This window comes from Maritalea sp., from assembly GCF_051251695.1.
GTDB lineage: Bacteria > Pseudomonadota > Alphaproteobacteria > Rhizobiales > Devosiaceae > Maritalea.
The window spans coordinates 54,901-76,037 of the sequence record NZ_JBPOEU010000016.1; the positions used below are offsets into that span (position 1 = coordinate 54,901).

The following is a 21,137-nucleotide window of genomic DNA, read 5'->3' on the forward strand; positions in this document are numbered from 1 at the left end:
AGGCATGATTCTGTCCTGTGTTCTGAAAAGCGTCATAAACGCTGAATTCTACTTACCCGGATTTATTGAGGTTGCAGGCCATGAGGCGTGCGACCTTTTTGGGGTTTTGGTTTTGGTGGGGAGCTTGAACAATGGGTTTTTTTAACGGAGTCCGCTAAGCGGACTTTGCTGTCGTTCGCGCCATTGTTTTCAACGACTGCTTTCGTGCATCACTTAGCCTTGCGATATCGCTTTGGCTTCGTGTTCTCGCGAACAACTATGCCCTTGGCTTCAAGGTCGAGACGGACAGCACCAAGCCACCATCCGAGTTTTTGGCCACCGGGAAACAAGTCCCCCGAAACCCGTTCCAAAATTGCAGCTTTGGCCTCTGCTTCCGTGAGGCCGGGCGATGAAGGTGCCAAGGCGTCCAACAAGGCCGTTCTGACAGCCTCATATTTGACGCGGTCCACTTTTTTCGTCCGCCCCGGTGACATGACATTTTCGATCTCGATCTTTTCCGGTTCAGGCATCCAGCCCCCCCTCAACAAACGTGATTTTTGGCGTGCGGAAGCCCGTGCTGACTGCCATCCACAACAGCCGCCTCGCGACACCGAAGGGAACGGGTTTGCCGTTTGGCACGTCTTTTGGAAGCACACTCATGTCATCCAAGTCATTGCAAAACATTCTAAATTGGAGTGGCGGCGCTTCGGCTTCTGGCCAATTGACTGCATAAAGGCTGATCCATGGTCCCGGCTCAAAATCCAAGAACATCGGCGTATTGCAGCAGGTCGCGATAACGCGCCGCGTTTTGCTGTCGGGCGTCAGTCGGTGTTCCTTGAGGCGGGCAGCGCCATCGACGCAAGAAACCTTATCCGTCCTGCAAATCAAGACGGGAGTTCCGCCGTGATCGTTGGCAATGTTAATCCCGTCGGGTAGAAAGGCAAAAATTTCCGCTGCGTTCCGGCAGCTGTCGCAAAGACACTCGTTGCTCATGGACGGGACACCATCAATCTCCAGTGTTACCTTGCCACAGCAGCAGGAAAGTCGTGCATCTTCTATCATTTTGGCCTCCATAATCATTGATTAGAATGATCATTCCATTTAGCGTATGTCAAGGGTGATTGCGCAACACAGATGCAAGAGGAGCCACGACAGATGTCCAACGGCGCAAGCACGAGAATTGCCCGCAGCAAGGCGAGGATCATCGCGGCGGCAGCAGATATCTTCATAGAGAACGGGTTTCTCGGGACGAGTATGGAAGACATCGCTTTCCGCGCAGACGTGTCTGTCCAAACGATTTACACGCATTTTCAGAACAAAGAGGGCTTGTTCACCACTGTCATTCGTGATCTCGCGGGCGGCGCTGCAAGCGCGATCGGGCAGGAAGTCGGTTCTCTGCCAGCCGACATCACCCCGAGAGAATGGTTGACCAAGTTCTCGAAAGAACAACTACGCATCGTCCTGACGCCGCGCTTGATGCAGCTTCGCCGCATGATTATTGGTGAGGCCTTGCGCTTTCCCGATCTGGGAGCAGCACTATACAAAGCGGGGCCAGGTCGTGCCATCGCCCGGTTGACGGGTATATTTGAGGCTTTCTCTGCTAGAGGTGCCCTGAACATCAAATCCCCGGAGGTCGCAGCGAAGCAATTCAACTGGCTGTTAATGGGCGGGCCGACAACCGAGATCATGCACTTCGGCGATACTGCCATCCCTTCCCACGATGAATTGCGGTGCCACGCCGAGCAAACGGTCGAGATGTTTTTGGCCGCATATGAATGAGCTCTGACCGTCAAATGCGGTCATTCGTTCAGAGTGCAGCATCGGTGACTCTGGGTTCAAAGCAGACTATTTTTGCTGATTAAACAGCGGGAATTCGAAATCGTGGTAAGTAAGTGTCGATCTTGCTTTTATGCCCAATGTGCGCTTGAAGTGTGTTTCTTGCCACTCAATAAGGTTTTCGCGTGCGCATCAATGACACCATCACACTTGCCGATTGGGAACTGAGTGAACAGTTTACGCGCGCTTCGGGGCCGGGTGGGCAGAATGTGAACAAGGTGAGCACGGCGGTTGAACTGCGATTTGAGGCGGGGCGGTCGCCGAATTTGTCTGATGCGGTGAAGCGTCGGCTGAAGCGGTTGGCCGGTCGGCGCTGGACCCTGGAGGGGGCGATTGTGATTTTTGTGCAAGACACGAGATCTCAAGCGCGCAACCGCGACATCGCGCGGGAACGACTAACTGAGTTGATCTTAAAGGCTGCTGAAAAACCAAAATATCGGGTGGCGACAAAACCGACCTTTGGCTCGGTAAAACGTCGATTGGTGGCGAAGAAAGTGCGTGGTGATGTGAAAAAGTTGCGCGGTAAAGTTGATGAGTAAACGCTGTGGCGCATACTCATCAATTTTGCATAAATCCGGTCTTTTCAATGGACATGGAGTTTAGCGGCTCAAGTTGTGACCATCGCAGGTGCTTAAAGCGCACGCATCCGGTTGTTGCGTGCATTATGCTCGACTTCTGCCATGCCCAAAATTTCCATAACGGGGGGAATGTAGTTGCCAAATCGGCCGCGTAGACCTTTTTTGAACCCATACCAGCCGCCCACAGGATTGCCTTCTGAACGGCCCCAACTTTCGACGGTGCCTTCGGCAGCTGCTTTTTGTTCGTCGGCATTGCCCAAAGGCATCCAATCGCCGTGTTCTTTCAACATGGCATGCAAATCATCAAGACATTGCAGGTGATAACGAAGTTGGGTTTTACCCACTTGCACCACGAGGGCCGGTGGCTCTGCGTCGGGTGCGCGATAGGCTTCAAATTCAGATTTTCCCGGCGGGGTTTTTAAAACCCAAGGGTCTGTTTCAGTGCCGGCGCCTTTTACGATGATGCTCATGTTGTTTCTCCTTTAGGGTTAGACTAGCGGTTTTCGACTTCATTTTCGACGTGAGTTTTAAGCCCGTCGGCGAATTGTTTGAATGAGGGATTGAGGTCTGGGATGGATTTCCAAATCATCGGCAACATCGCACCGGTAAATTCTTCGCGCATTTTGAAGTGGGTTTGGTCGCCATCTGGCGTCAGACTATAGGTGCGTTGGCCTTTGAATAGGCCAAATGGCATGCCGCTTGCCCAAGTCATGGACTGGTTTGGGAAAAACCGAACAACCTTAAGTTTGAATGTGCGGCCCGGTGCGGCTTCCGCTTGTAGTTCCAGTTTTTCGCCTTTCGCAATTTTGCCCTTTAGTGAGGTGATGCCAGACGGCCAGCTCATTAAGTCTTGTGTGTTTGTGAGAGCAGCCCAGATTTTTTCCGGTGTTGCATTGATGGTTGAGGTGGCTTCAAAATATTCCATGATCTCTCTCGCGTTTGTTTTGTTGAAAGCTAATATAAACGGGCTTATATGTCATCTATTGTCATATATGGATTTTGTTCAAAATGCGTGCATCGCGGCTGCTTAAAATATTGTTATTGCTGCAAAATCGCGGGAAACTGACGGCGTCGGAATTATCAATAGAATTGGAAGTTTCACTCAGAACCATCATGCGCGACGTTGATGCGCTCAACGAAGCCGGGGTGCCAGTTGTCAGTTTGCGCGGCAATCTGGGGGGCATTGAATTGGGTTTTGGCTATCGCACACGGTTGAACGGGTTGAGTGACGATGAACTGGCGGCGCTGGATTTGTTGCTGGCTTATGGGCAGCAGGGCCCGTCGATTTTCGGGCTAGACGACGCAGCGACGGCGGTGAAGCTAAAGATTGAAAGCACCATTCCGGAAAAAAGACGGCAATCGGCACCCTCAATATTAGAAAATGTGAGGTTGGAAGGGACTTCAATTCTGGGGGCGGAGACAGACCAGCCATTGCTGCAAGCGCTGGGCGAAGCCATACGCGCCGGTAAATCAGTGCGGCTTAAACTGAAAGCTGACAGTAAACTTGGTCGACGTGCCTATTGGCCCCGTCAGCTAGCTTATGATGGGGCCGAATGGAGCGTTGAGATGCGGTTGCACAATGGTGACGAGGAAACAGTGCCGTTGAACGATATAGATATCATTCATGTACATGCGAGCTAGTTGATGTTTGTCAGCGACCTATGTGCTTTTGTTCGCCTTGAGTACTGAACGCAAATACTTGGCGGCAGATCTGAAATGGCTTGGCCCTGCAGCTTCTGCCCAACGACCGGTTGTCCAATTGTTGTTCGCGCCTTTCATTGGGCCGCCATAAAGCTCTTCATCTGAGTGGCTTTGTATGAACTTTTCCAGTTTTGTTTTATTGGTTTCCAACAATTGCTTGGCGTCTGCCCAGCTCAGCGTTTCTTGGCTTTCGCGTAGGTCGGCATTGTAGCGCTTGAGGTCGTTCCATTTGTAACCTTTAGCGGGGAAAGAGACTTCCTTTTCCGCATGGCCGTCAGCATACCAGCCTAAGAAAAGCTCGATCCAGTGCGCCCGGTGCCCGATCGTGTCTTTGATTGAAGCATCGTCAGTTTTAGTCAGCGCCGTGGGTTCATCGATTTGGTCGATGAGTTTTATTAGTTTTGTATATTCGTTTCTTGTGACGGCGAGTAGATCAGTTTTGTTTGTCGCGGCTGGCATGGTTCACCTCTTCCTTAAATGAGGATAGGAGATGTGCCAATGTCTGCCATGACTGAAATCAAACGCATAAGAAATGATGTTGATCAGCCAAACTGGGCCCGGTGTAGTTCAGCATAAACACCGTTCTTCTTCAGCAGTTCCGCATGACTACCTTGTTCTGCTATGCCTTTTTCATTGACCACAATAATGCGGTCGGCATTGCGAATGGTGGCCAATCGGTGTGCGACAACAAGGGTTGTGCGACCTTTGGAAAGTTCGGTCAACGCACTTTGAATGGCGACTTCGGTTGCGGTATCCAAAGCAGATGTTGCTTCATCCAAAATGAGGATGGGTGGATTTTTCAAAAAGATCCGCGCTATCGCTAAACGTTGTTTTTGGCCGCCGGATAGTTTGACGCCACGTTCCCCGACAATTGTATCCAGTTGGTTAGGCAATGATTTGATGAATGGGGTGAGGGATGATCGCTCTACCGCTTGCCAAATATCGTCATCGTTTGCGCCCAACCGGCCATAGGCAATGTTCTCGCGGATGGTACCACCAAATAGGAAAACATCCTGAGCGACAATGCCGATTTGGCTGCGCAACGATTGTTGGGCGATGTCACGGATATCAATGCCATCAACACTTATGCCGCCGTTTTGAACTTCATAAAAGCGGGGCAGTAACGAGCAAATGGTGGTTTTGCCAGAGCCGGACGGGCCGACAAAGGCAACGGTTTCACCGGCTTTAATTTGCAGGTTGAGATTGTTGAATATTTTGGCGGTTTTGCCATAGGAAAAGCTGACATCTTTATATTCGATGTCGCCGTTCAAGTGGCTTACCTTTTGCGCATTTGGCTTATCTTTAATGTCAGGGTCCGTATCCATCAGGATTGTAAAGCGCTTGAATCCGGCGATGCCCTTTGGGTAGCTTTCCAACACAGATGTGATTTTGTCGATCGGTCGGAAGAACACGTTGACCAGCAGCAAAAAGCCAATAAATCCGCCATAGGACAATTCGCCAATCATGACGAAATAGGTGCCAGCTAACATCACGATTAACTGCACCAGACGCGTGCTGAAATAGGACATGGAAATGCTGGCGGTCATATAGGCGTAGGCGCTTAGTTTGGTGTTGCGATATCCCTCATTGTTGATCTCGAACTGCGCTTTTTCGTGTTCTTCGTTGCCGAAGGCTTTGACCACGCGGATGCCGCCAACGGTTTCGCCTACCCTTGTGTTGAACTCGCCGACTTGGTGAAAAAGTATGCGCCAGTTCGCGGTCATGCGCGCGCCATATCGGCTGACCAGCCAAGTGATGAAAGGCACGATAATCGTTGTCGTTAGGGCAAGCTGCCAGTGGACGGTAAACATCAAAATGAACGCGCCGACAAACGTCATGATGGCGATGAACAGGTCTTCTGGCCCATGGTGGGCTACCTCGCCAACTTCTTCCAAGTCCTTGGTGACGTTTGTGATCAATTGGCCGGTTTTGGTGTTGTCAAAATAGCTAAAGCTAAGTTTTTGAATATGGTTGAACGCTTCGCGGCGCATGTCCGTTTCAATGCTGATGCCTAAAGCGTGGCCCCAATAGTTCACAATCGCCATAAGCCCAGTATTCAGGGAATAGACCATTAAAAGCAAAACAGCGACACCTGCAATTAAACCCCAGTTTTGGCCGGGCAATAGCGTGTCGATAAATAGTTTCACCGCCAATGGAAATGTTAACTCCAATAGACCGGCAACAACGGCGCTGCCGAAGTCCAAAAAGAAGAGCTTTTTGTAGGGTCGGTAATAGCTAAAAAAGCGGCGCAACATGATTGTTCCAACTTAGAAATAGGTTTGAAAATGTGCATCAGGTGGGGTCGCAATATTTCACAATTATGGGCTGTCTGACAACTGCAATATCAGCCGCTGCCGTATTTGCACTGTGGACGTGACAATTCTGCATCAAGGTCAGTTGACATGATAATTGATTCGATATATCTAGAATTATAGAAATAATAAATGAGGCATTTATGAACGTCGATTTGATCATGGCCGCCCAAGCCTTCGCCGCAATGGGGTCAGAACCCCGGTTGGAGGTTTTGATGTGCTTGGTGCGTGCTGGCAAAAAGGGTCTGCTGGTTGGTGATATTCAGACGCGAACAAATATTCCCGCATCAACGCTCAATCATCACCTCAAGTTTATGACGGCCGCTGGGTTGGTCGACCAAGAAAAGCAGGGGCGCACGATCATCAATCGCGCCAATTTTGAACAGATGGACACATTGGCTGGGTTCATTCTCAAGCAGTGTTGCATTGACGAGAAACAAGCCCATGCAAACACAAATTTGGATGCAGGAAAGAAGGATCAGGACAATGTCTGACGTTACGCAGGGTCGGGGTTGGCGACCAAATTTCCAACCGATGAAAATCATAAAAAGCGTGCCATTTGCCATTGTGGTGATTTTGCTCCTGGTTGGCATCTTTGACCCATCGCAATTTATGACCATTGTCTCGTTTGCTTCATGGGCGTTTTTGCGCACTTTGCCGTTTATCTTGGTTGCGGTTTTGCTGATCGGGTTTTTGAAAGCAACCGGTGCCGAGGCCCTTGTTGGTCGGGCATTTGAGGGACGCGAAATGCAGGCGATCTTTTTAGCGGCGCTGATTGGTGGGCTCTCGCCCTTTTGCTCCTGTCAGGTCATTCCATTTATCGCCGGGCTTTTGACTTTGGGTGCGCCCCTGTCTGCTGTGATGGCATTTTGGCTTTCCTCGCCGCTGATTGATCCACCCTCGTTTGTGATCACCGGTTCTGTGCTTGGTTGGGAGTTCGCGATTTCGAAGGCCGTGTTTGCCGTGTCGCTTGGTCTGTTGGGTGGTTTTGCGATTAAACTTGTGGGCAATCGTGGGTCAATCGGAAATCCCCTTAGAGAAGATTACAAAGCTTCGACCTGCGGTGCAGGCAAGTTCAAAGGCAAGCCGAAATGGACATTCTGGGAAGAACAAGAGCGCGTTGCGGTGTTCAAGAAGGAAGGGTCTTCAAACCTGCTGTTCTTGGGTAAATGGTTGGCCTTTGCCTATGTGATGGAAGCATTGTTGGTCACCTATGTTCCCGCATCGTTTATCGCACAATTTGTTGGCGGTGACGGTCTTGCGCCTATCGCCATTGCGGCCGCTGTTGGTGCGCCGGCTTATCTAAACGGTTATGCGGCTATCCCGCTGGTGAATGGGCTGATCGATCAAGGCATGTCAGTTGGGGCTGCTATGTCCTTTATGATCGCGGGTTCTGTAAGCTCGATCCCGGCGATGACGGCTGTATTTTCACTCGTAAAACGGCAAATATTCGCGCTTTATCTGGCATTTGGCATATCCGGTGCAATGCTTTTTGGTGTGATTTATCAATACCTTATCATCGGTGTTAGCACATAGCTGATTTGCAAGTGCAACAAAAGTTGAAAGGGGAAGTGCAGTTATTTCTTTGCACTTCCCCTTTTTCATGGCTAATCCTGTTGTCAGATCGGGGGCAAGACCCCAATAACGACAATTGATGGAAGCAAACCCAAAAGAGGTTCGCGGCATCAACAAGGGGATAGCGCATGTTTGTCAGCGTATTTGAGATATTTAAGGTCTCCATTGGGCCTTCTTCTTCACACACGATGGGGCCGATGGTGGCCGCTACTCGTTTTGTTGAACACTTGGCTAAAAACAAAGGCCGGTTTGATAGAGGCGATCAATGTCAACTTGAGTGCAAGTTGCAAGGTTCGCTTGCTTTCACCGGCAAGGGACACGCTACGGATCAAGCCATTTTGTTTGGTCTATGTGGATTTTCGCCAGAAACATTTGAGCGCGATGAAGCCAATGATCGGCTGGTTAAGTTAGGCATTGGCAAACAGATCGAAATCGCCGACGGCTTTAGCGTTGGGCTTGATCCTGAAACCGCGATCATTTTTGATTATGATACCACCCAAATGCCGCATCCAAACACTATGGTTCTCTCCCTGATCGGCCCAGAAGGGGACGTGCGGTTTGAAGAGACTTATCTCTCGATTGGTGGCGGATTTGTTTTGACGATGAAAGAGCACCAAAATGTCGATAAGTTGGAACAACGGGTTGAAGCGATTGCCATTCCGTTTCCGTTCCATAGTGCGGCGGAAATGCTCGAGATGGGGAATGCGCATGGCAAAACCATTGCCGAGATGAAGCGCGCGAACGAACTGACCCGGATGACTGAAACAGACCTCAATATTGGGCTGAAAAAGCTTTGGGCGGTAATGGATGATTGCGTCGAACGCGGGCTGGAGGGCACTGGCATTTTACCCGGTGGGCTAAAAGTTAAACGTCGCGCCGCTGCCGTTCGTGATAAGCTGATCGAGCAACGGGGCACAAATTTGCAAATGCCCCATGCGGCGAACGACTGGATTTCGCTTTATGCGATGGCGGTCAACGAAGAAAATGCCGCCGGGGGTCAAGTGGTCACTTCGCCAACCAACGGCGCGGCGGGGGTTTTCCCAGCTGTTATCAAATATTATTTAAACCATGTGCCAGGCGCCACCATGGCCAAGGCACACGAGATGCTTTTGGTTGGCGCGGCCATCGGGGGACTGATCAAGCATAACGCCTCGATTTCTGGCGCTGAGGTTGGTTGTCAGGGTGAAATCGGTTCGGCATCTGCTATGGCCGCTGCTGCAATTTGCGCGGTGCTTGGCGGGAGCAATGAGCAGGTGGAAAACGCGGCTGAGATCGCGTTGGAACATCATTTGGGCATGACGTGTGACCCAATCGCTGGACTTGTGCAGGTGCCGTGTATCGAGCGCAACGGCATGGGCGCGATCAAGGCGATCGCCGCAGCTTCACTGTCGCTGAATGGTGATGGTACGCACATTGTGCCGTTGGATGCGTGTATTAAAACCATGTATGAAACGGGCAAGGATATGGACAGCCGGTATAAAGAAACGTCGCTTGGTGGCTTGTCGGTCGCGCTGCCCGCTTGTTGAGTGGGGTAACGGGTTTGGACGACAGCATTGTTGAAATCAGGTGCAATGACACATTGGTGTTGGTTCCCCAATTGGCGGTCCATGCTGAAGCGCTTTTTCAAATCTTGCAGCCAAAAGAAATCTATGCGTTCTTGGACAACGAAGCGCCAACAGACTTTGCATCATTTGAAGCGCGGCTGAAACGGCTTGAAACGCGATGTTCGCCGGACGGGGACGAACAGTGGTTGAATTGGGTTGTATGCTTAAAGGGGGAAACCGCTGGCTATGTCCAAGCGACTGTCTATCCGGATAGTACCTGCGAAATCGCCTATGTGCTCAACCCCATATTTTGGGGGCAGGGTATTGCCACATTGGCAACTGAGGCAATGATGAAATTTATCGTAGAGAACTATGGCGTTATCGCGTTTTTCGCCGAAATTGATGCGCAGAATGTGGGCTCGATAGGTTTGGTGCAGCGGTTGGGGTTTGAACAGGTGCCCCACGATGCAGTTGAGGTGAAGTTTGTAAAACTCGTGAATGCTGGATGAGGCTTTCATTGATCTCGAATTGATGGTTCAAATAATACAAATCAAAATGCTCAGAGCGCCGTCGTTTTCGTCGTGCTTGGCAAATTAGGTCTTTTCACCTTCCTCATAAAGATATTGCCAAGGTGCCACGGGAGTTAAACATGCGCCCATGCTGTCAATAACTGATTGTAGGTCACCACGTGCAACTGCGTCGTCTAAAAAAGCGAGGCGCTCAGGCGTAAATATATGGTCTGGGTGGCGTGTATCGGGCGCATGAACGGTCTGCTGCCAGTTTTCCCAAACAAAGCGTTTTTGGAAGTAATATTCAATGTCAGGGTGCAGGATGACGGTTGGGCGGCTAAATTCAAAAGCTGACAAAAATTCATGGGCCCATCGGGGCTCGTTGAGTCGAACGTAAGTTAGAAATTTTTCAATTTTTTCTGCAAGCGCTTCGGATTTGTTGCTTCGGTCGCGATTTACGAATTTGCCGCAGTAAAGGAGGCCGCCTTCATAGTCTAAGGGATCATCAAGGGAATAGTCCTTAAATTTCTCGACTTGGTGCGTGATTGCTTGTTCTTCGAAGCGCATGAGACAAAGCAAGTCGATATCTCTTTTGGTGGCATATACGTGATGCTTCCAAGCTTCGTAGCGTTCAGTATGGTCGTTTCCATAAAGTGTGTATGCCGGATAATGTTCTTTATAGATCTCAAATTGAATCCGGTTTCCAGTTAGACAAGAAATGGGTTCATTTTTGTAAAGAGCTTTCCTTAGACGGTCGTTTTCCGTTGCGCTTTGTTCTTTGAGAAGGGGATGGAGGTGAGTTTCGAATGACCAGGCTAGCGTTTCTGCTATCCCCATTTTTGATGTAAGAGCCCAAATCAAAAATGCAGCAAGAACAACAGGTTGCCATGTTGGTCGTCGTCGTAACTTGTTCATTTATCTACGGGTCCGCTTGATCAAGTATTCTTTTAAGTACATTTAAAGGAGTATTTAACGATCTTAAGCTTCTCAGGTAAAAGTTGTAAAGAGTTACAGTCACTTCATGACAGTATCCGGGCAACTTGGTTAAAAGAAAAATCAGAGCTAGCGCGACTAATGAACAGATTGAGCGACTTGGCCGAACATCATCGAAGAAAGTTTAGAAAGCTAACCCAGGCTCGCGCAGCAACGGATGCTGTGTCACTAACAAGCAATGCAGTAGGCTTTATAAATGACCCAAGAGCACAAGCTTTGAGCGGTGCAGGTTCTGTGGCAAGCGCAATGCTAGCAACAGAAGTTCCAGAGCTGGAGCGTGAGGTGCTGGCGCTTGAACGGGATATTCAAAGTCAAAAAGTTAAGGTGCGAACTAAACAAAACCTCGTGAAAAACTACGCCAATCAGTTAGATGACATCGGAAAACAAATAAGCAAACAAGGTTGTCCAGCGATTTACCGATATTAGTCTCAATCCAAAAAATTCCGCGTGTCCGCACCATCGAAATGGCTGATAGGGGTTTGCTTGATTGCAGACAGCTCTGCCATGTTTAAATTCATCGGAGTACGCCCTTCGCCCAAGGTGACGATGGATTGCATAGGATTGATGTGCCGCAGGTTTTGCAGGTGCGGAAATTCAATTCCTTGTCGCTATGGCTATACAGACATCTAAATACTGCCGATTGTTTTCAGCCTCGCGCGGGGATGAATTTCGTTTTGGCTCATCACAACGGTTTGTGGGCGGAAACGTTCGATAATTGCGCGTACATGTGGACGGATGGGGGGTGATGTGATCATCACAGGTAGTTCGCCCATTTGTGCGGCGCTCTCAAATGCGGTTTGGATTTCCTTGATAAATTCATGCAGCCTTGAAGGGGCCATCGCTAAATGTCTGTCTGCACCTTCACCATGCAAAGCATCAGAGAAATCACGCTCCCATTCCGGGGAAAGCGTTAGAATTGGCAACGTGCCGTCAGGGGCCGAATTAGCAGCGCAAAGCTGGCGTGCTAAACGTGTGCGGACATGTTCTGCGATCAGTTTCGCGCTGGTGATATTGCCAGCAACTTCGGCAATCCCTTCAAGGATTGAAGCAAGGTCGCGTATGGAAATGCGTTCGGCCAACAGGTTCTGCAACACACGCTGAATGCCTGAAACAGAGATTTGATTTGGCACAATATCTTCGATTAGTTTTTGTTGTTCTGTGGTTAGATTGTTCAGCAATTCTTGAACATTTGCATAGCTCAACAAATCGGAAATATTGGTTTTCAAAACCTCTGTGAGGTGGGTCGAGATCACTGAGGATGGATCGACTATGGTATAGCCTTTAACCTCAGCTTCATCGCGCAATCCTGCATCCACCCAAGTTGCGGGTAAGCCGAATGTTGGCTCAATGGTGTGCTGTCCGGGCAAATTGATCTGGCCGCCCATTGGATCCATCACCATATACTGGTCGGGGAACACGTTGCCTTGGCCGGCTTCTACTTCTTTGATGCGCACAATATAGTCGTTTGGTGGCAATTGCATATTATCAAGAATACGCACAGATGGCATGATGATGCCCATGTCTGTTGCCAATTGACGGCGTAGCGCTTTTATTTGTTCGGTTAAACGATCATTGCCCTGATCATCCTCTTTGACCAATTGCAACAATCCATAACCAAGCTCGAGTTTAAGCTCATCCATTTTAAGCGCATCGGTGATCGGAGGCTCTTTTTCAGGTGCTTCCTTGGCAATTTTCTCTGCGGCCTTTTTGGCCAATGCGTTGTCGGCAACCTTGGTTTGGTCTTTTGAAAATTTATAGGCCAAATATCCCGCGCCAGCCGATAAAGCTAGAAAGGGTAAAATTGGCATGCCGGGCAAAAGCGCAAGCATCGCCATCACTGCAGAGGTCATTCCCAATGCGCGTGGATAGCCTGAGAACTGTTCGGCAAGGGCTTGGTTTGCAGTGCCGGTTACCCCGGCTTTTGATACCAAAAGACCTGCTGCGGTTGAAACGATCAGCGCGGGGATTTGGGATACCAAACCGTCGCCAACTGTGAGCAATGTATAATTGTTGGCTGCGTCGCCGATCGACATTTGTTGTTGGCCGACGCCAATGATAATGCCAGCGGCCACGTTGATAAAGGTGATTAAAAGCCCAGCGATAGCGTCGCCACGCACGAACTTTGACGCACCATCCATGGCCCCGAAAAACGAGCTTTCGTCTTCCAAAGTCTTACGGCGGACGCGGGCTGTTTCTTCATCAATCATGCCAGCGGAAAGGTCAGCGTCGATGGCCATTTGTTTGCCGGGCATTGCGTCCAAGGTAAAGCGTGCCGCAACTTCTGCGATCCGGCCAGAACCCTTTGTGATAACGATAAAGTTCACAATGATCAAAATGGCAAATACGATAATCCCGATAACGAAATTGCCTTGCATAACGAAATTGCCGAAGGCTTGAATAACGTTGCCAGCGGCGTCGGTGCCAAGGTGTCCGTTTGCCAAAATCAGGCGCGTCGTCGCGAGGTTGAGCGCCAAACGCATCATCGCTGCGATCAGCAATACGGTTGGAAATGCGGAAAACTCAAGTGGCGTCCGGATGAACAAAGTTGTCATCAAAATCAACACGGAAAAGACGATAGAGATGGCCAGCAACATATCCAACACCATCGCTGGCATCGGCATGATTAAAACCATCAGAATCGTAATCACGCCGACGGCCAAAGCGATATCGCCTTGGCGCAGTAAATCGATCACTCTGCCTAGTGCAGGAAAGTTTGAACTTACTGACTTTGGCCTTGGTGTTGTGGTTTGTGACGTGTCACTCATTTACGCACATTGGCCTTTCATGCTGCACTTCATGTTATACTTCATGCGATGTTTGGTGAACGGTTTTCGCCGGGTGCGGGAACATGTGCACCACTATCTGCGTATAGGTTCAATTTGTTGCGCAATGTGCGGATGGAAATGCCCAAAATGTTCGACGCATGGGTCCTGTTTCCTAGGCAATGATCAAGCGTGTCCAAAATCAAATCTTGCTCAACATCAGCTACTGTTCGTCCAACCATGGCGCGCGCTGCATTTTCTGCAACAGCTGCTGCTTGCGCAGCGAGCGAGCCATCTTGAGATGCAGAACTCATGCCTGAACCATCTGGCAAACTAATGGCTTCAGCATCAATTTCATCACCAGTTGCCAGCAGCACGGCCCGGTGCAAGGTATTTTCCAGTTCACGAACGTTGCCAGGCCATTGGGCTTGAACCAATTGTTGGCGCGCATCGTCGCCTAATGGACGAGCCGGAACACCGTTCGCTTCGGCATATTTTTTGATAAAATGTTCAGCCAATACAATAATGTCGCCGGGACGCTCGCGAAGGGCTGGAATTTTCAAATTCACAACATTCAGACGGAAGAGTAAATCTTCGCGAAATTCGCCGTTTTTGACGCTGTCTTGCAGGTCTCTGTTCGACGTCGCTAAAATTCGGATATCGACGGGCACTGGCTTTGTGCCGCCAACACGATCAATGACCCGTTCTTGAATGGCGCGCAGTAATTTGGCTTGCAGACGGACATCCATTTCTGAAATCTCGTCCAGTAGCAATGTGCCGCCATTTGCTTCTTCAAACTTGCCGATCCGACGTGCGACAGCGCCAGTAAAGGCGCCTTTTTCATGCCCGAAAAGCTCGCTTTCTAGCAAGTTGTCTGGGATCGCAGCGCAGTTGATCGAGATAAATGGTTTGCCGGCTCGCTTTGAGTGACCATGCACGTATTTGGCGATGACTTCTTTACCAGTGCCGCTTTCCCCAGTGATCAAAACACTTGCTTCAGACGGTGCGATTTGATCGGCTAGTTTGACCATTTTAGCCATCACTGTATCGCGGTATAAAAAGTCACTCGATTCTCTGGCGACGGCAGCAATTATGGCAGCGATTAGCTCTGCGTCAGGCGGCAGTGGAATGTATTCTTTCGCGCCGGCTCGGATAGCGTTTACTGCGGCAGCGGCGTTGGTTTCGGTGCCGCAAGCAACCAAGGGAATGTGTATGCGTTCGGCTTCTAGTGCGGCAAGTAGGGTAGGAATATCGGCCATGACGTCAGCCAACAGCAGATCTGCCCCTCGGCCAGCCCGAAGACTTGCAAGCGCAACCTCAATCGTGTCCGCATGGGCAACTTTCGCACCACCGTCCATCGCCAGCTTTGTCGCTTGGCTGAGTTGTCCCTCTAAGGCTCCGATAATCAATAAACGCATATTGTTTTCCTTACCGGCCTAGTTTTTGGCTGGCTTAAATTTAGGCGGCTTATCCAGCCTTAATGATTTCTGTCATGGTGATGCCCAACTTGTCTTCCACCAGCACAATTTCGCCGCGTGCGACCAATCTCGAATTAACGAAAATATCGATGGCTTCGCCCACTTGACGGTCAAGTTCAACAACACTTCCTGCATCCATCGCCATAAGCTCTGAAACGGGCATTTTTGTGCGGCCCAGAACGGCTGAAATGCGTACGGGAACATCAAAAACAGCTTCCAGATCGTCAGCTGATTTTTCACGATCTCGTGGGATAGGTTGCTTTTCTTCGGCCTTCATTTCCTCAAGTCCATCAAGCATTGAGGCTGCGTCGCCGCCAGGATTGTCGATTGTTGGATCGTCGATGTCGCTCATTGGATTTCCTCTGAGGCTTCAATTGTTGTTGGAATTTCTTCGTTCTGAGGTAAATCAATCGGTGCAGTTTCTGGCATTGTAAGGCTCACAAACTGAGTGATCTTGCCGTTGATTTCTTGTGCAAGGTTGTCAAAATTTCGGGCGATGCCGCCGTCAGACCATTCAACCCGACAGTCCCCCATGCCAATGTCAGGCTCGCCCATAATGATCAGGCGACCTTCAAAACCAGCCTGGCTGGCGAATTGCTCCACAATGGGTTTTACTTCGTCGCTGAGTTGTTCGTTGCAACGCACCACAAGGTGTGCCGTTTTACCCAAGGAGGAAAGGCAATCTTCAATCAGCGCTGAAATTTCAGGGGTGGGGGTCTGCTCGATGAGGGTAGACGCCAATTTATGCCCAACACTTGCTGCCAATTTTGTAGATTGTGCCAAATGATGTTGCTGTGCTTGATCTAAAACTTGCAAAAATTGTGCGCCACTTGCCGCCACTTGTTCTGCTGCCGCTGCAACTTGTTGGCTTGTTTGGCTTTGAACAGAGTTTTGCCCTTCTTGCAGACCTTCATTGTACCCTTGCTCTCTGGCTTGAGAGATCATGCGTTCAATGTCGCGCTCTTCCATCAGCTTGGATTTTTGTGACGTCTTGGCGAGATCCAGGTCAAATGTGAACTTGGCATGTTGTGTCATCTAACCAATCATCTCTTCGTCTGAGCCATTTTTGGTGATCACAATCTCGCCTTTGGCTGCCAAGTCTTTCGCTAGATTTACCATCGCTGATTGGGCTTCATCCACGTCTTTCAAACGAACAGGGCCCATGGCTTCCATATCGTCTTTCAACATTTTAGCCGCACGAGCAGACATATTTTTAAGGAACAGATCTCTTGTTTGCTCGTTCGCGCCTTTAAGACCCAAAGTAAGCATTGGTTTTTCAACAGCTTGCAACACGGTCTGGATGGCAGTTCCGTCAAGGGCACCAAGATCATCGAATGTGAACATCAGCGCTTTAATGCGTTCGGCAGAATCTATGTCGCGTTCTTCAAGGTTGGTGAGGAAACGCGCTTCTGTCTGGCGGTCAAATGCGTTGAAAATGTCTGCCATTTGCTCATGGCTATCACGACGCCTTGTATGCGAAAGCGTAGACATAAACTCGTTGCGCAAAGTGTCTTCGATTTTTTCGACAATTTCTTTTTGTACCGGCTCAATCGCCAACATGCGCTGGACTACATCCATCGCTAGTTCTTCTGGCAAGCTGCCCAAAACGCGTGACGCGTGGTCAGTTGCTAGTTTGGTCAACACCACAGATATGGTTTGCGGATATTCGTTCTTTAGGAAACTTGCCAAAACGTCTTCTTGAACATTTGAAAGCTTTTCCCAAATGTTGCGACCCGCTGGTCCGCGAATTTCTTCCATGATCATGTCAACGCGATCTTGGGACATAAAGGAAAGAAGCAAACGTTCCGTTGAATCTACACCACCCGCCAAATCACCATTTGTGGTGAGGTTGGTCACGAACTTGGCGAACAAAATGTCGAGCATATCTTGGGTAACCGCGCCCATGTTGGACATGGCGCGGGACAATTGGCGAATTTCAATATCGTCTAATTCTTCAAAAATCGGTTTGCCAAAATCGGGACCAAGGGCCAGCATAAGCACAGCGGCGCGCTCGTCTCCCTTGAGCTCACGGTTTTCGCTTTCTCCGGCGATTTCTAGACCAGCGCCAATAGATTGTGGTGCAACTTCAGTGGAAGCCATTGTTTACGCGGCCTCCAATAGCCAATTTCGAATAATCATAGATGCCTGTTTTGGATTTTCTTGTACCAGCGTGCCAACCCGCTCAATCGCTTCAAATTGTGCTTTGCCTAAACTACGTGCTTCGTCGAGCCATTTATCACGGGCCACATCTTCTTCGGTCAGTGGGCCGGTTGGATCAATGGGCTTGCCTGTTGCATCCACAGCTTCTTGAGCGGTAACCAACATTGGCGCGTCTTCATCCGGGGCCAACACTTTTTTGATTAAAGGGCGCATCACGAAGAATACGAGCGCTAGTGCAATGAGTAAGGTCACTGCCATTTCAACAATTGAAAAGATGTCGTCGCGTGTGAAGTCGAACAAGCCAGCTTCGGTTGGCTCAAAATTTAGATCGGGGCGCTCTGCAAACTGCATGTTGATCACTTCAACCTGATCGCCCCGATTTTCATCATAGCCGATGGCTGAATTTACGAGCGAACGGATTTGCGCCAGTTCTTCTGCAGTGCGCGGATCATATTGGGCTGAACCATCTGCATTTGTTGAATAAAGCCCGTCAATCACCACCGCAACGGATAGGCGTTTGATGGCGCCAGCTTCTACGACTTCGGTTTGAGTGGTTTTTGAAATCTCATAATTGATGGTTTCTTCGGTGGTGCTTGACTGTTCGTTAGAACCACCATTTTCGCCGCCATTTGCTGTGGCACCGGGCAATTCATTGGCCACACTAACCTGGCCACCATTTGCGGCACCTTGTGCTTGATTGCTCAATTCGCGCGTTTGGGCGGAGCGCACCACTTGCCCGTCAGGGTCAAAGCTTTCAGATGTGCGGGTAAAGCGGTTCATGTCCAATTCAGCAGTGACCTGAACCCGCGCCCGACCAGCACCAAAAACGTTGGCAAGCAATTCTTCCAAACGTGTGCGAAGGCGGCTTTCAACAGCAAGCTTGCGTTCTTCGCTTTGGGTAGAAAGTGCACTATCCTCGCCATCAGCACCAGAGGCTAGCAATTGGCCGGAGCTATCAACGATTGAAACCATGTTCGGGGTAAGACTATCAACGGCTGAGGCTACCAAATGTTGGACCGAGCGAATTTCGCCAGTGGAGAGAGCACCGCGCACTTCCAATACGATTGATGCTGAAGGTTGTTTGGCTTCGCGACGGAACAATTCACGTTCCGGCAAAACCAAGTGAACGCGAGCAGACTTAACGCGCGTTAGGGACGTGATGGTGCGGGCAAGTTCACCTTCAAGTGCGCGTAGGTGATTTAGATTTTGAACAAAGCTTGTCGCACCAAGGGTGTTTTGTTGATCAAAGATTTCATATCCAACTTGCCCTCTGGTGGGCAAACCGCTTTCAGCGAGCGACATGCGGATAGTGGTTATTTGATCACGAGGGACGAGAATAATTTCACCGTCACCTCGCAGTTCGAAGGGCACGCCAAGTGTGCGGAGTTCTTTTACGATCGCAGCAGAATCTTCAAATTCCAAACCTGAATAGACAGGTGCCATTTGCGGCGTTGTTACTCTAAATATTAAAAACGCAAAAAACCCGACCATTAGTACCGCAGTCACGGCCATGGCTGCAACGCGGGCTAATCCTAATCGCGTCAAAAATTCGCCTAATCCGTTCACTCTGCCACCCAACTCAAAAAAATGTTTCTCAATCGAAATTGCGAATTGCTTCGCTAGGCAAAATTTACCTAGAGGGTAGTAAAGATATTGTTAACCGGTGTCGCGATTTGGGAAATAAATGGGAAAAAACTGCCGAGCACAAAAAAAGCCCGCTCAAATGGCGGGCTTTCTAATCACATTTGAAAAATGCTTTAGGTTCAGCGATTTAGTGTTCGCGATAATGTTGAACCCAAGTTGTGCGCAGGCCAGCAAGGCCATGCTTGTCGATGGCCGCTTGCCAGTTCAGAAACTCATCAACGCTTAACGTGTATCGGGTGCAAGCCTCATCTAGGCTCAACAATCCCCCACGAACTGCGGCGACGACCTCTGCCTTGCGGCGGATCACCCATCTCTTTGTATTTGGTGGCGGCAGATCAGCAATCGTTAGAGGGCTGCCATCTGGGCCGATAACATATTTTACACGTGGACGCATTTGTACGGTCATTTTACTCACTACTCAAAACCTGACCAACTATGACTTTAATCTAACCCACTTGCCTTAAAATTTGACTAAGCCGTTGGTTACAATTGGTTAAGTGTATTTGTAAAGGAACCGTACAGGTTTTGGTTTGGAACCGGGGGCGGTTTAGATGGTCCTTGCACCATCAATTGAGGGTTCTAATCTTCACTTGAAGCTTGTTCTATTGCGCGCTGCAAAATGGGAAATATTGATGGGTTTAGCGATTGAGCGACATTGAACCGCAAATAGTCGTTGGCGTTTTGGGAAAGACTAAATGCATTGCCGGGGGCCAACATCATTTGCTCTGCTAGCGCATATCTGGTCACATCAACTCCATTTATGCCGTGTGGTAATTGGCACCACAAGAACATGCCCGCATCGGGTTCTATCCATGGCGTTAGGCCAATAGCTTTCAGTTTTGTACTAACACTGCCCATCGCAGTTGCGAGCCGGTTGCGCAGCCCGTTTATGTGCCGCCGGTAACCGCCATCTTTTAGAAGAGATAAAACCAGTTCAGATGAAAATGATCCGCCGCCGAAGGCCGTTGCGAGTTTGAGATCAACTATTTGATCGACCCATTCTGATTTTACGGCGATGAAACCACATCGAACGGCAGCCGATAGGGTTTTGGAGAAGCTGCCAATATGGATGACGCGATTTAACCCGTCAAAGGCCGCGAGGCGAGGCGCGGGAGCATGTTCAAAATCAGCAAAAATATCATCCTCTATGATCAGCAAGTCATTTTGCTCCGCTAACTTTAAAACTTGGTGCGCAACGGCTGGCGATAGTGTAGCACCGGTCGGGTTATGCAGGGCGGAATTGGTGATATAGAGGCGCGGCTTGTGCTCTTTCAGCGTGCGTTCGAATACTTCTAGGTCTGGACCATTGCTTGTGTAAGGGACGCCGACAACTTTTACCCGGTGGGCACGCAGCATGGCGTGGAAATTAAAGTAACATGGGTCGTCCAGCACAACCACGTCGTCGGGTTCCAGAAAAAATCGACATAATAAGTCGATCGCTTGCGTACCTGACTCGGTCAATATTATTTGTTGCGGCGGCGCTTCAATGGCTCGATCGGCCAGTCGTCTGGACAGTAACTGTCGCAGCGCTGGCAAACCTTGGGGGGTGGAGTAATCCGTTAGGCTCGTCAAATCATTGCGGGCAACGGCGCGTAAGGCGCGTCGGATTTCTGTCTGCGGCATCCAGGAAGAGGGCAGCCAGCCGCATCCGGGTTGAAGAAAATGCTGCTCATTGTCTAAAGATTGCCGTGTGATCCAGACAGGATCAACTTCTTGCTCAAGATTTGGTCCCGCAACGGACAAGGATAATGGCGGCAGGTGCCCCGCAATATAAAAGCCAGAACCGGGGCGTGATAAAATTGTGCCTTCGGCTACCAACCGATCAAATGCTTCAACCACAGTGGATTTGGAAACTTTAAGACGAAGTGCTGTATCGCGGATTGAGGGCAATTTGACCCCCGGCGCTGTTTGGCGGCTGGCGATATGTTTGCGAATTGAGGCCATCACTTGGGCGACAAGTGTGCCGTTCGACTTCCGATCAATTTCATCCATATGCATTTGTAATGCCCAAAATCCCAGTACAGTTCGTGCATATTGTAATGTTTTGTATCTGCAATAGATACAGG

At 49.6% G+C, this 21,137-nt stretch carries 23 protein-coding genes; 8 read left to right on the forward strand and 15 right to left on the reverse strand.

The features are described 5' to 3' along the window. Positions 1 to 209 precede the first annotated feature (209 nt). The gene (locus ACSHWX_RS11325; protein ID WP_435668332.1) at positions 210 to 509 is read right to left on the reverse strand and encodes a DUF6958 family protein; all 300 of its coding nucleotides are present in this window, start codon (positions 507 to 509) and stop codon (positions 210 to 212) included. After that, positions 502 to 1,041 carry a GFA family protein gene (locus ACSHWX_RS11330; RefSeq protein ID WP_435668333.1) on the reverse strand — a complete coding sequence of 180 codons (540 nt, stop codon included), beginning with the start codon at positions 1,039 to 1,041 and terminating at the stop codon, positions 502 to 504. The genes ACSHWX_RS11325 and ACSHWX_RS11330 overlap by 8 nt, the downstream gene beginning before the upstream one ends. A gap of 93 nt (positions 1,042 to 1,134) precedes the next feature. Here ACSHWX_RS11330 and ACSHWX_RS11335 point away from each other — a divergent pair, with 93 nt between their 5' ends. Both ACSHWX_RS11335 and arfB read left to right on the forward strand, forming a co-directional pair. Continuing rightward, positions 1,135 to 1,758, forward strand: a complete 624-nt coding sequence (locus ACSHWX_RS11335; RefSeq protein WP_435668334.1) for a TetR/AcrR family transcriptional regulator — start codon at positions 1,135 to 1,137, stop codon at positions 1,756 to 1,758. A 182-nt stretch (positions 1,759 to 1,940) separates the two neighbouring features. After that, positions 1,941 to 2,354: an alternative ribosome rescue aminoacyl-tRNA hydrolase ArfB gene (arfB, locus tag ACSHWX_RS11340; protein ID WP_435668335.1), complete on the forward strand. Its 414-nt coding sequence runs from the start codon at positions 1,941 to 1,943 to the stop codon at positions 2,352 to 2,354. A 92-nt stretch (positions 2,355 to 2,446) separates the two neighbouring features. Here arfB and ACSHWX_RS11345 read toward each other — a convergent pair whose 3' ends face one another. Together ACSHWX_RS11345 and ACSHWX_RS11350 are read right to left on the reverse strand one after the other, a co-directional pair. Then, entirely contained in the window at positions 2,447 to 2,863 is a 417-nt protein-coding gene (locus ACSHWX_RS11345; RefSeq protein WP_435668336.1) for a DUF6855 family protein, read from the reverse strand. A 23-nt stretch (positions 2,864 to 2,886) separates the two neighbouring features. Then, positions 2,887 to 3,318, reverse strand: coding sequence for an SRPBCC family protein (locus ACSHWX_RS11350; RefSeq protein WP_435668337.1), 432 nt, complete (start codon positions 3,316 to 3,318; stop codon positions 2,887 to 2,889). An 83-nt stretch (positions 3,319 to 3,401) separates the two neighbouring features. Here ACSHWX_RS11350 and ACSHWX_RS11355 point away from each other — a divergent pair, with 83 nt between their 5' ends. After that, on the forward strand, positions 3,402 to 4,034 hold the full coding sequence (locus ACSHWX_RS11355) for a helix-turn-helix transcriptional regulator (RefSeq protein ID WP_435668338.1): 633 nt from the start codon (positions 3,402 to 3,404) through the stop codon (positions 4,032 to 4,034). Positions 4,035 to 4,052: 18 nt separating this feature from the next. Here ACSHWX_RS11355 and ACSHWX_RS11360 read toward each other — a convergent pair whose 3' ends face one another. Together ACSHWX_RS11360 and ACSHWX_RS11365 are read right to left on the reverse strand one after the other, a co-directional pair. After that, positions 4,053 to 4,553 (reverse strand): ClbS/DfsB family four-helix bundle protein, encoded by a 501-nt coding sequence (locus ACSHWX_RS11360; RefSeq protein ID WP_435668339.1) that lies wholly within the window; start codon positions 4,551 to 4,553, stop codon positions 4,053 to 4,055. Between the two features lie 83 nt (positions 4,554 to 4,636). Beyond that, complete coding sequence (locus ACSHWX_RS11365; protein WP_435668340.1) at positions 4,637 to 6,349, reverse strand: ABC transporter ATP-binding protein; 1,713 nt, start codon at positions 6,347 to 6,349, stop codon at positions 4,637 to 4,639. Positions 6,350 to 6,549: 200 nt separating this feature from the next. On the opposite strand from ACSHWX_RS11365, the gene ACSHWX_RS11370 reads away from it, so the two are divergent. The 4 genes from ACSHWX_RS11370 to ACSHWX_RS11385 all read left to right on the forward strand — a co-directional run bounded on the left by ACSHWX_RS11370 (position 6,550) and on the right by ACSHWX_RS11385 (position 10,034). Beyond that, positions 6,550 to 6,900, forward strand: a complete 351-nt coding sequence (locus tag ACSHWX_RS11370; protein WP_435668341.1) for an ArsR/SmtB family transcription factor — start codon at positions 6,550 to 6,552, stop codon at positions 6,898 to 6,900. After that, positions 6,893 to 7,942 carry a permease gene (locus tag ACSHWX_RS11375; protein WP_435668342.1) on the forward strand — a complete coding sequence of 350 codons (1,050 nt, stop codon included), beginning with the start codon at positions 6,893 to 6,895 and terminating at the stop codon, positions 7,940 to 7,942. The genes ACSHWX_RS11370 and ACSHWX_RS11375 overlap by 8 nt, the downstream gene beginning before the upstream one ends. A 167-nt stretch (positions 7,943 to 8,109) precedes the next feature. Next, entirely contained in the window at positions 8,110 to 9,507 is a 1,398-nt protein-coding gene (locus ACSHWX_RS11380; protein WP_435668343.1) for an L-serine ammonia-lyase, read from the forward strand. A 14-nt stretch (positions 9,508 to 9,521) separates the two neighbouring features. Then, entirely contained in the window at positions 9,522 to 10,034 is a 513-nt protein-coding gene (locus tag ACSHWX_RS11385) for a GNAT family N-acetyltransferase (RefSeq protein ID WP_435668344.1), read from the forward strand. An 84-nt stretch (positions 10,035 to 10,118) separates the two neighbouring features. Here the strand turns inward: ACSHWX_RS11385 and ACSHWX_RS11390 are convergent, their stop codons facing one another. After that, a complete protein-coding gene (locus ACSHWX_RS11390; RefSeq protein WP_435668345.1) occupies positions 10,119 to 10,949 on the reverse strand; it encodes a hypothetical protein in 831 nt (276 codons plus the stop codon). Positions 10,950 to 11,117: 168 nt separating this feature from the next. Between ACSHWX_RS11390 and ACSHWX_RS11395 the strand changes: the two genes are divergently transcribed. Further along, entirely contained in the window at positions 11,118 to 11,453 is a 336-nt protein-coding gene (locus tag ACSHWX_RS11395; protein ID WP_435668346.1) for a hypothetical protein, read from the forward strand. A gap of 200 nt (positions 11,454 to 11,653) precedes the next feature. Here the strand turns inward: ACSHWX_RS11395 and flhA are convergent, their stop codons facing one another. The 8 genes from flhA to ACSHWX_RS11435 all read right to left on the reverse strand — a co-directional run bounded on the left by flhA (position 11,654) and on the right by ACSHWX_RS11435 (position 21,063). Further along, positions 11,654 to 13,792, reverse strand: a complete 2,139-nt coding sequence (gene flhA, locus ACSHWX_RS11400) for a flagellar biosynthesis protein FlhA (protein ID WP_435668347.1) — start codon at positions 13,790 to 13,792, stop codon at positions 11,654 to 11,656. A 41-nt stretch (positions 13,793 to 13,833) separates the two neighbouring features. Continuing rightward, positions 13,834 to 15,207: a sigma-54-dependent transcriptional regulator FlbD gene (flbD, locus tag ACSHWX_RS11405; RefSeq protein WP_435668348.1), complete on the reverse strand. Its 1,374-nt coding sequence runs from the start codon at positions 15,205 to 15,207 to the stop codon at positions 13,834 to 13,836. Positions 15,208 to 15,256: 49 nt separating this feature from the next. Then, complete coding sequence (gene fliN / locus ACSHWX_RS11410; RefSeq protein WP_435668360.1) at positions 15,257 to 15,544, reverse strand: flagellar motor switch protein FliN; 288 nt, start codon at positions 15,542 to 15,544, stop codon at positions 15,257 to 15,259. 71 nt (positions 15,545 to 15,615) lie between these two features. Further along, the gene (locus tag ACSHWX_RS11415; protein ID WP_435668349.1) at positions 15,616 to 16,302 is read right to left on the reverse strand and encodes a hypothetical protein; all 687 of its coding nucleotides are present in this window, start codon (positions 16,300 to 16,302) and stop codon (positions 15,616 to 15,618) included. Beyond that, on the reverse strand, positions 16,303 to 17,367 hold the full coding sequence (fliG, locus tag ACSHWX_RS11420; protein ID WP_435668350.1) for a flagellar motor switch protein FliG: 1,065 nt from the start codon (positions 17,365 to 17,367) through the stop codon (positions 16,303 to 16,305). Positions 17,368 to 17,370: 3 nt separating this feature from the next. Further along, on the reverse strand, positions 17,371 to 18,993 hold the full coding sequence (fliF, locus tag ACSHWX_RS11425) for a flagellar basal-body MS-ring/collar protein FliF (RefSeq protein ID WP_435668351.1): 1,623 nt from the start codon (positions 18,991 to 18,993) through the stop codon (positions 17,371 to 17,373). Positions 18,994 to 19,198: 205 nt separating this feature from the next. Continuing rightward, on the reverse strand, positions 19,199 to 19,477 hold the full coding sequence (gene sciP, locus ACSHWX_RS11430) for a CtrA inhibitor SciP (protein ID WP_435668352.1): 279 nt from the start codon (positions 19,475 to 19,477) through the stop codon (positions 19,199 to 19,201). A gap of 173 nt (positions 19,478 to 19,650) precedes the next feature. Next, a complete protein-coding gene (locus ACSHWX_RS11435) occupies positions 19,651 to 21,063 on the reverse strand; it encodes a PLP-dependent aminotransferase family protein (protein ID WP_435668361.1) in 1,413 nt (470 codons plus the stop codon). Positions 21,064 to 21,137 lie beyond the last annotated feature (74 nt).

Bases quoted from the DNA above. Each gene is read 5' to 3' on its own strand.
- ACSHWX_RS11325 (WP_435668332.1), bottom strand. From the start codon at position 509: ATGCCTGAACCGGAAAAGATCGAGATCGAAAATGTCATGTCACCGGGG.
- ACSHWX_RS11330 (WP_435668333.1), bottom strand. From the start codon at position 1,041: ATGATAGAAGATGCACGACTTTCCTGCTGCTGTGGCAAGGTAACACTG.
- ACSHWX_RS11335 (WP_435668334.1), top strand. From the start codon at position 1,135: ATGTCCAACGGCGCAAGCACGAGAATTGCCCGCAGCAAGGCGAGGATC.
- ACSHWX_RS11345 (WP_435668336.1), bottom strand. From the start codon at position 2,863: ATGAGCATCATCGTAAAAGGCGCCGGCACTGAAACAGACCCTTGGGTT.
- ACSHWX_RS11350 (WP_435668337.1), bottom strand. From the start codon at position 3,318: ATGGAATATTTTGAAGCCACCTCAACCATCAATGCAACACCGGAAAAA.
- ACSHWX_RS11355 (WP_435668338.1), top strand. From the start codon at position 3,402: ATGCGTGCATCGCGGCTGCTTAAAATATTGTTATTGCTGCAAAATCGC.
- ACSHWX_RS11360 (WP_435668339.1), bottom strand. From the start codon at position 4,553: ATGCCAGCCGCGACAAACAAAACTGATCTACTCGCCGTCACAAGAAAC.
- ACSHWX_RS11365 (WP_435668340.1), bottom strand. From the start codon at position 6,349: ATGTTGCGCCGCTTTTTTAGCTATTACCGACCCTACAAAAAGCTCTTC.
- ACSHWX_RS11370 (WP_435668341.1), top strand. From the start codon at position 6,550: ATGAACGTCGATTTGATCATGGCCGCCCAAGCCTTCGCCGCAATGGGG.
- ACSHWX_RS11375 (WP_435668342.1), top strand. From the start codon at position 6,893: ATGTCTGACGTTACGCAGGGTCGGGGTTGGCGACCAAATTTCCAACCG.
- ACSHWX_RS11380 (WP_435668343.1), top strand. From the start codon at position 8,110: ATGTTTGTCAGCGTATTTGAGATATTTAAGGTCTCCATTGGGCCTTCT.
- ACSHWX_RS11390 (WP_435668345.1), bottom strand. From the start codon at position 10,949: ATGAACAAGTTACGACGACGACCAACATGGCAACCTGTTGTTCTTGCT.
- flhA (WP_435668347.1), bottom strand. From the start codon at position 13,792: ATGAGTGACACGTCACAAACCACAACACCAAGGCCAAAGTCAGTAAGT.
- flbD (WP_435668348.1), bottom strand. From the start codon at position 15,207: ATGCGTTTATTGATTATCGGAGCCTTAGAGGGACAACTCAGCCAAGCG.
- fliN (WP_435668360.1), bottom strand. From the start codon at position 15,544: ATGAAGGCCGAAGAAAAGCAACCTATCCCACGAGATCGTGAAAAATCA.
- ACSHWX_RS11415 (WP_435668349.1), bottom strand. From the start codon at position 16,302: ATGACACAACATGCCAAGTTCACATTTGACCTGGATCTCGCCAAGACG.
- fliG (WP_435668350.1), bottom strand. From the start codon at position 17,367: ATGGCTTCCACTGAAGTTGCACCACAATCTATTGGCGCTGGTCTAGAA.
- sciP (WP_435668352.1), bottom strand. From the start codon at position 19,477: ATGACCGTACAAATGCGTCCACGTGTAAAATATGTTATCGGCCCAGAT.
- ACSHWX_RS11435 (WP_435668361.1), bottom strand. From the start codon at position 21,063: ATGGATGAAATTGATCGGAAGTCGAACGGCACACTTGTCGCCCAAGTG.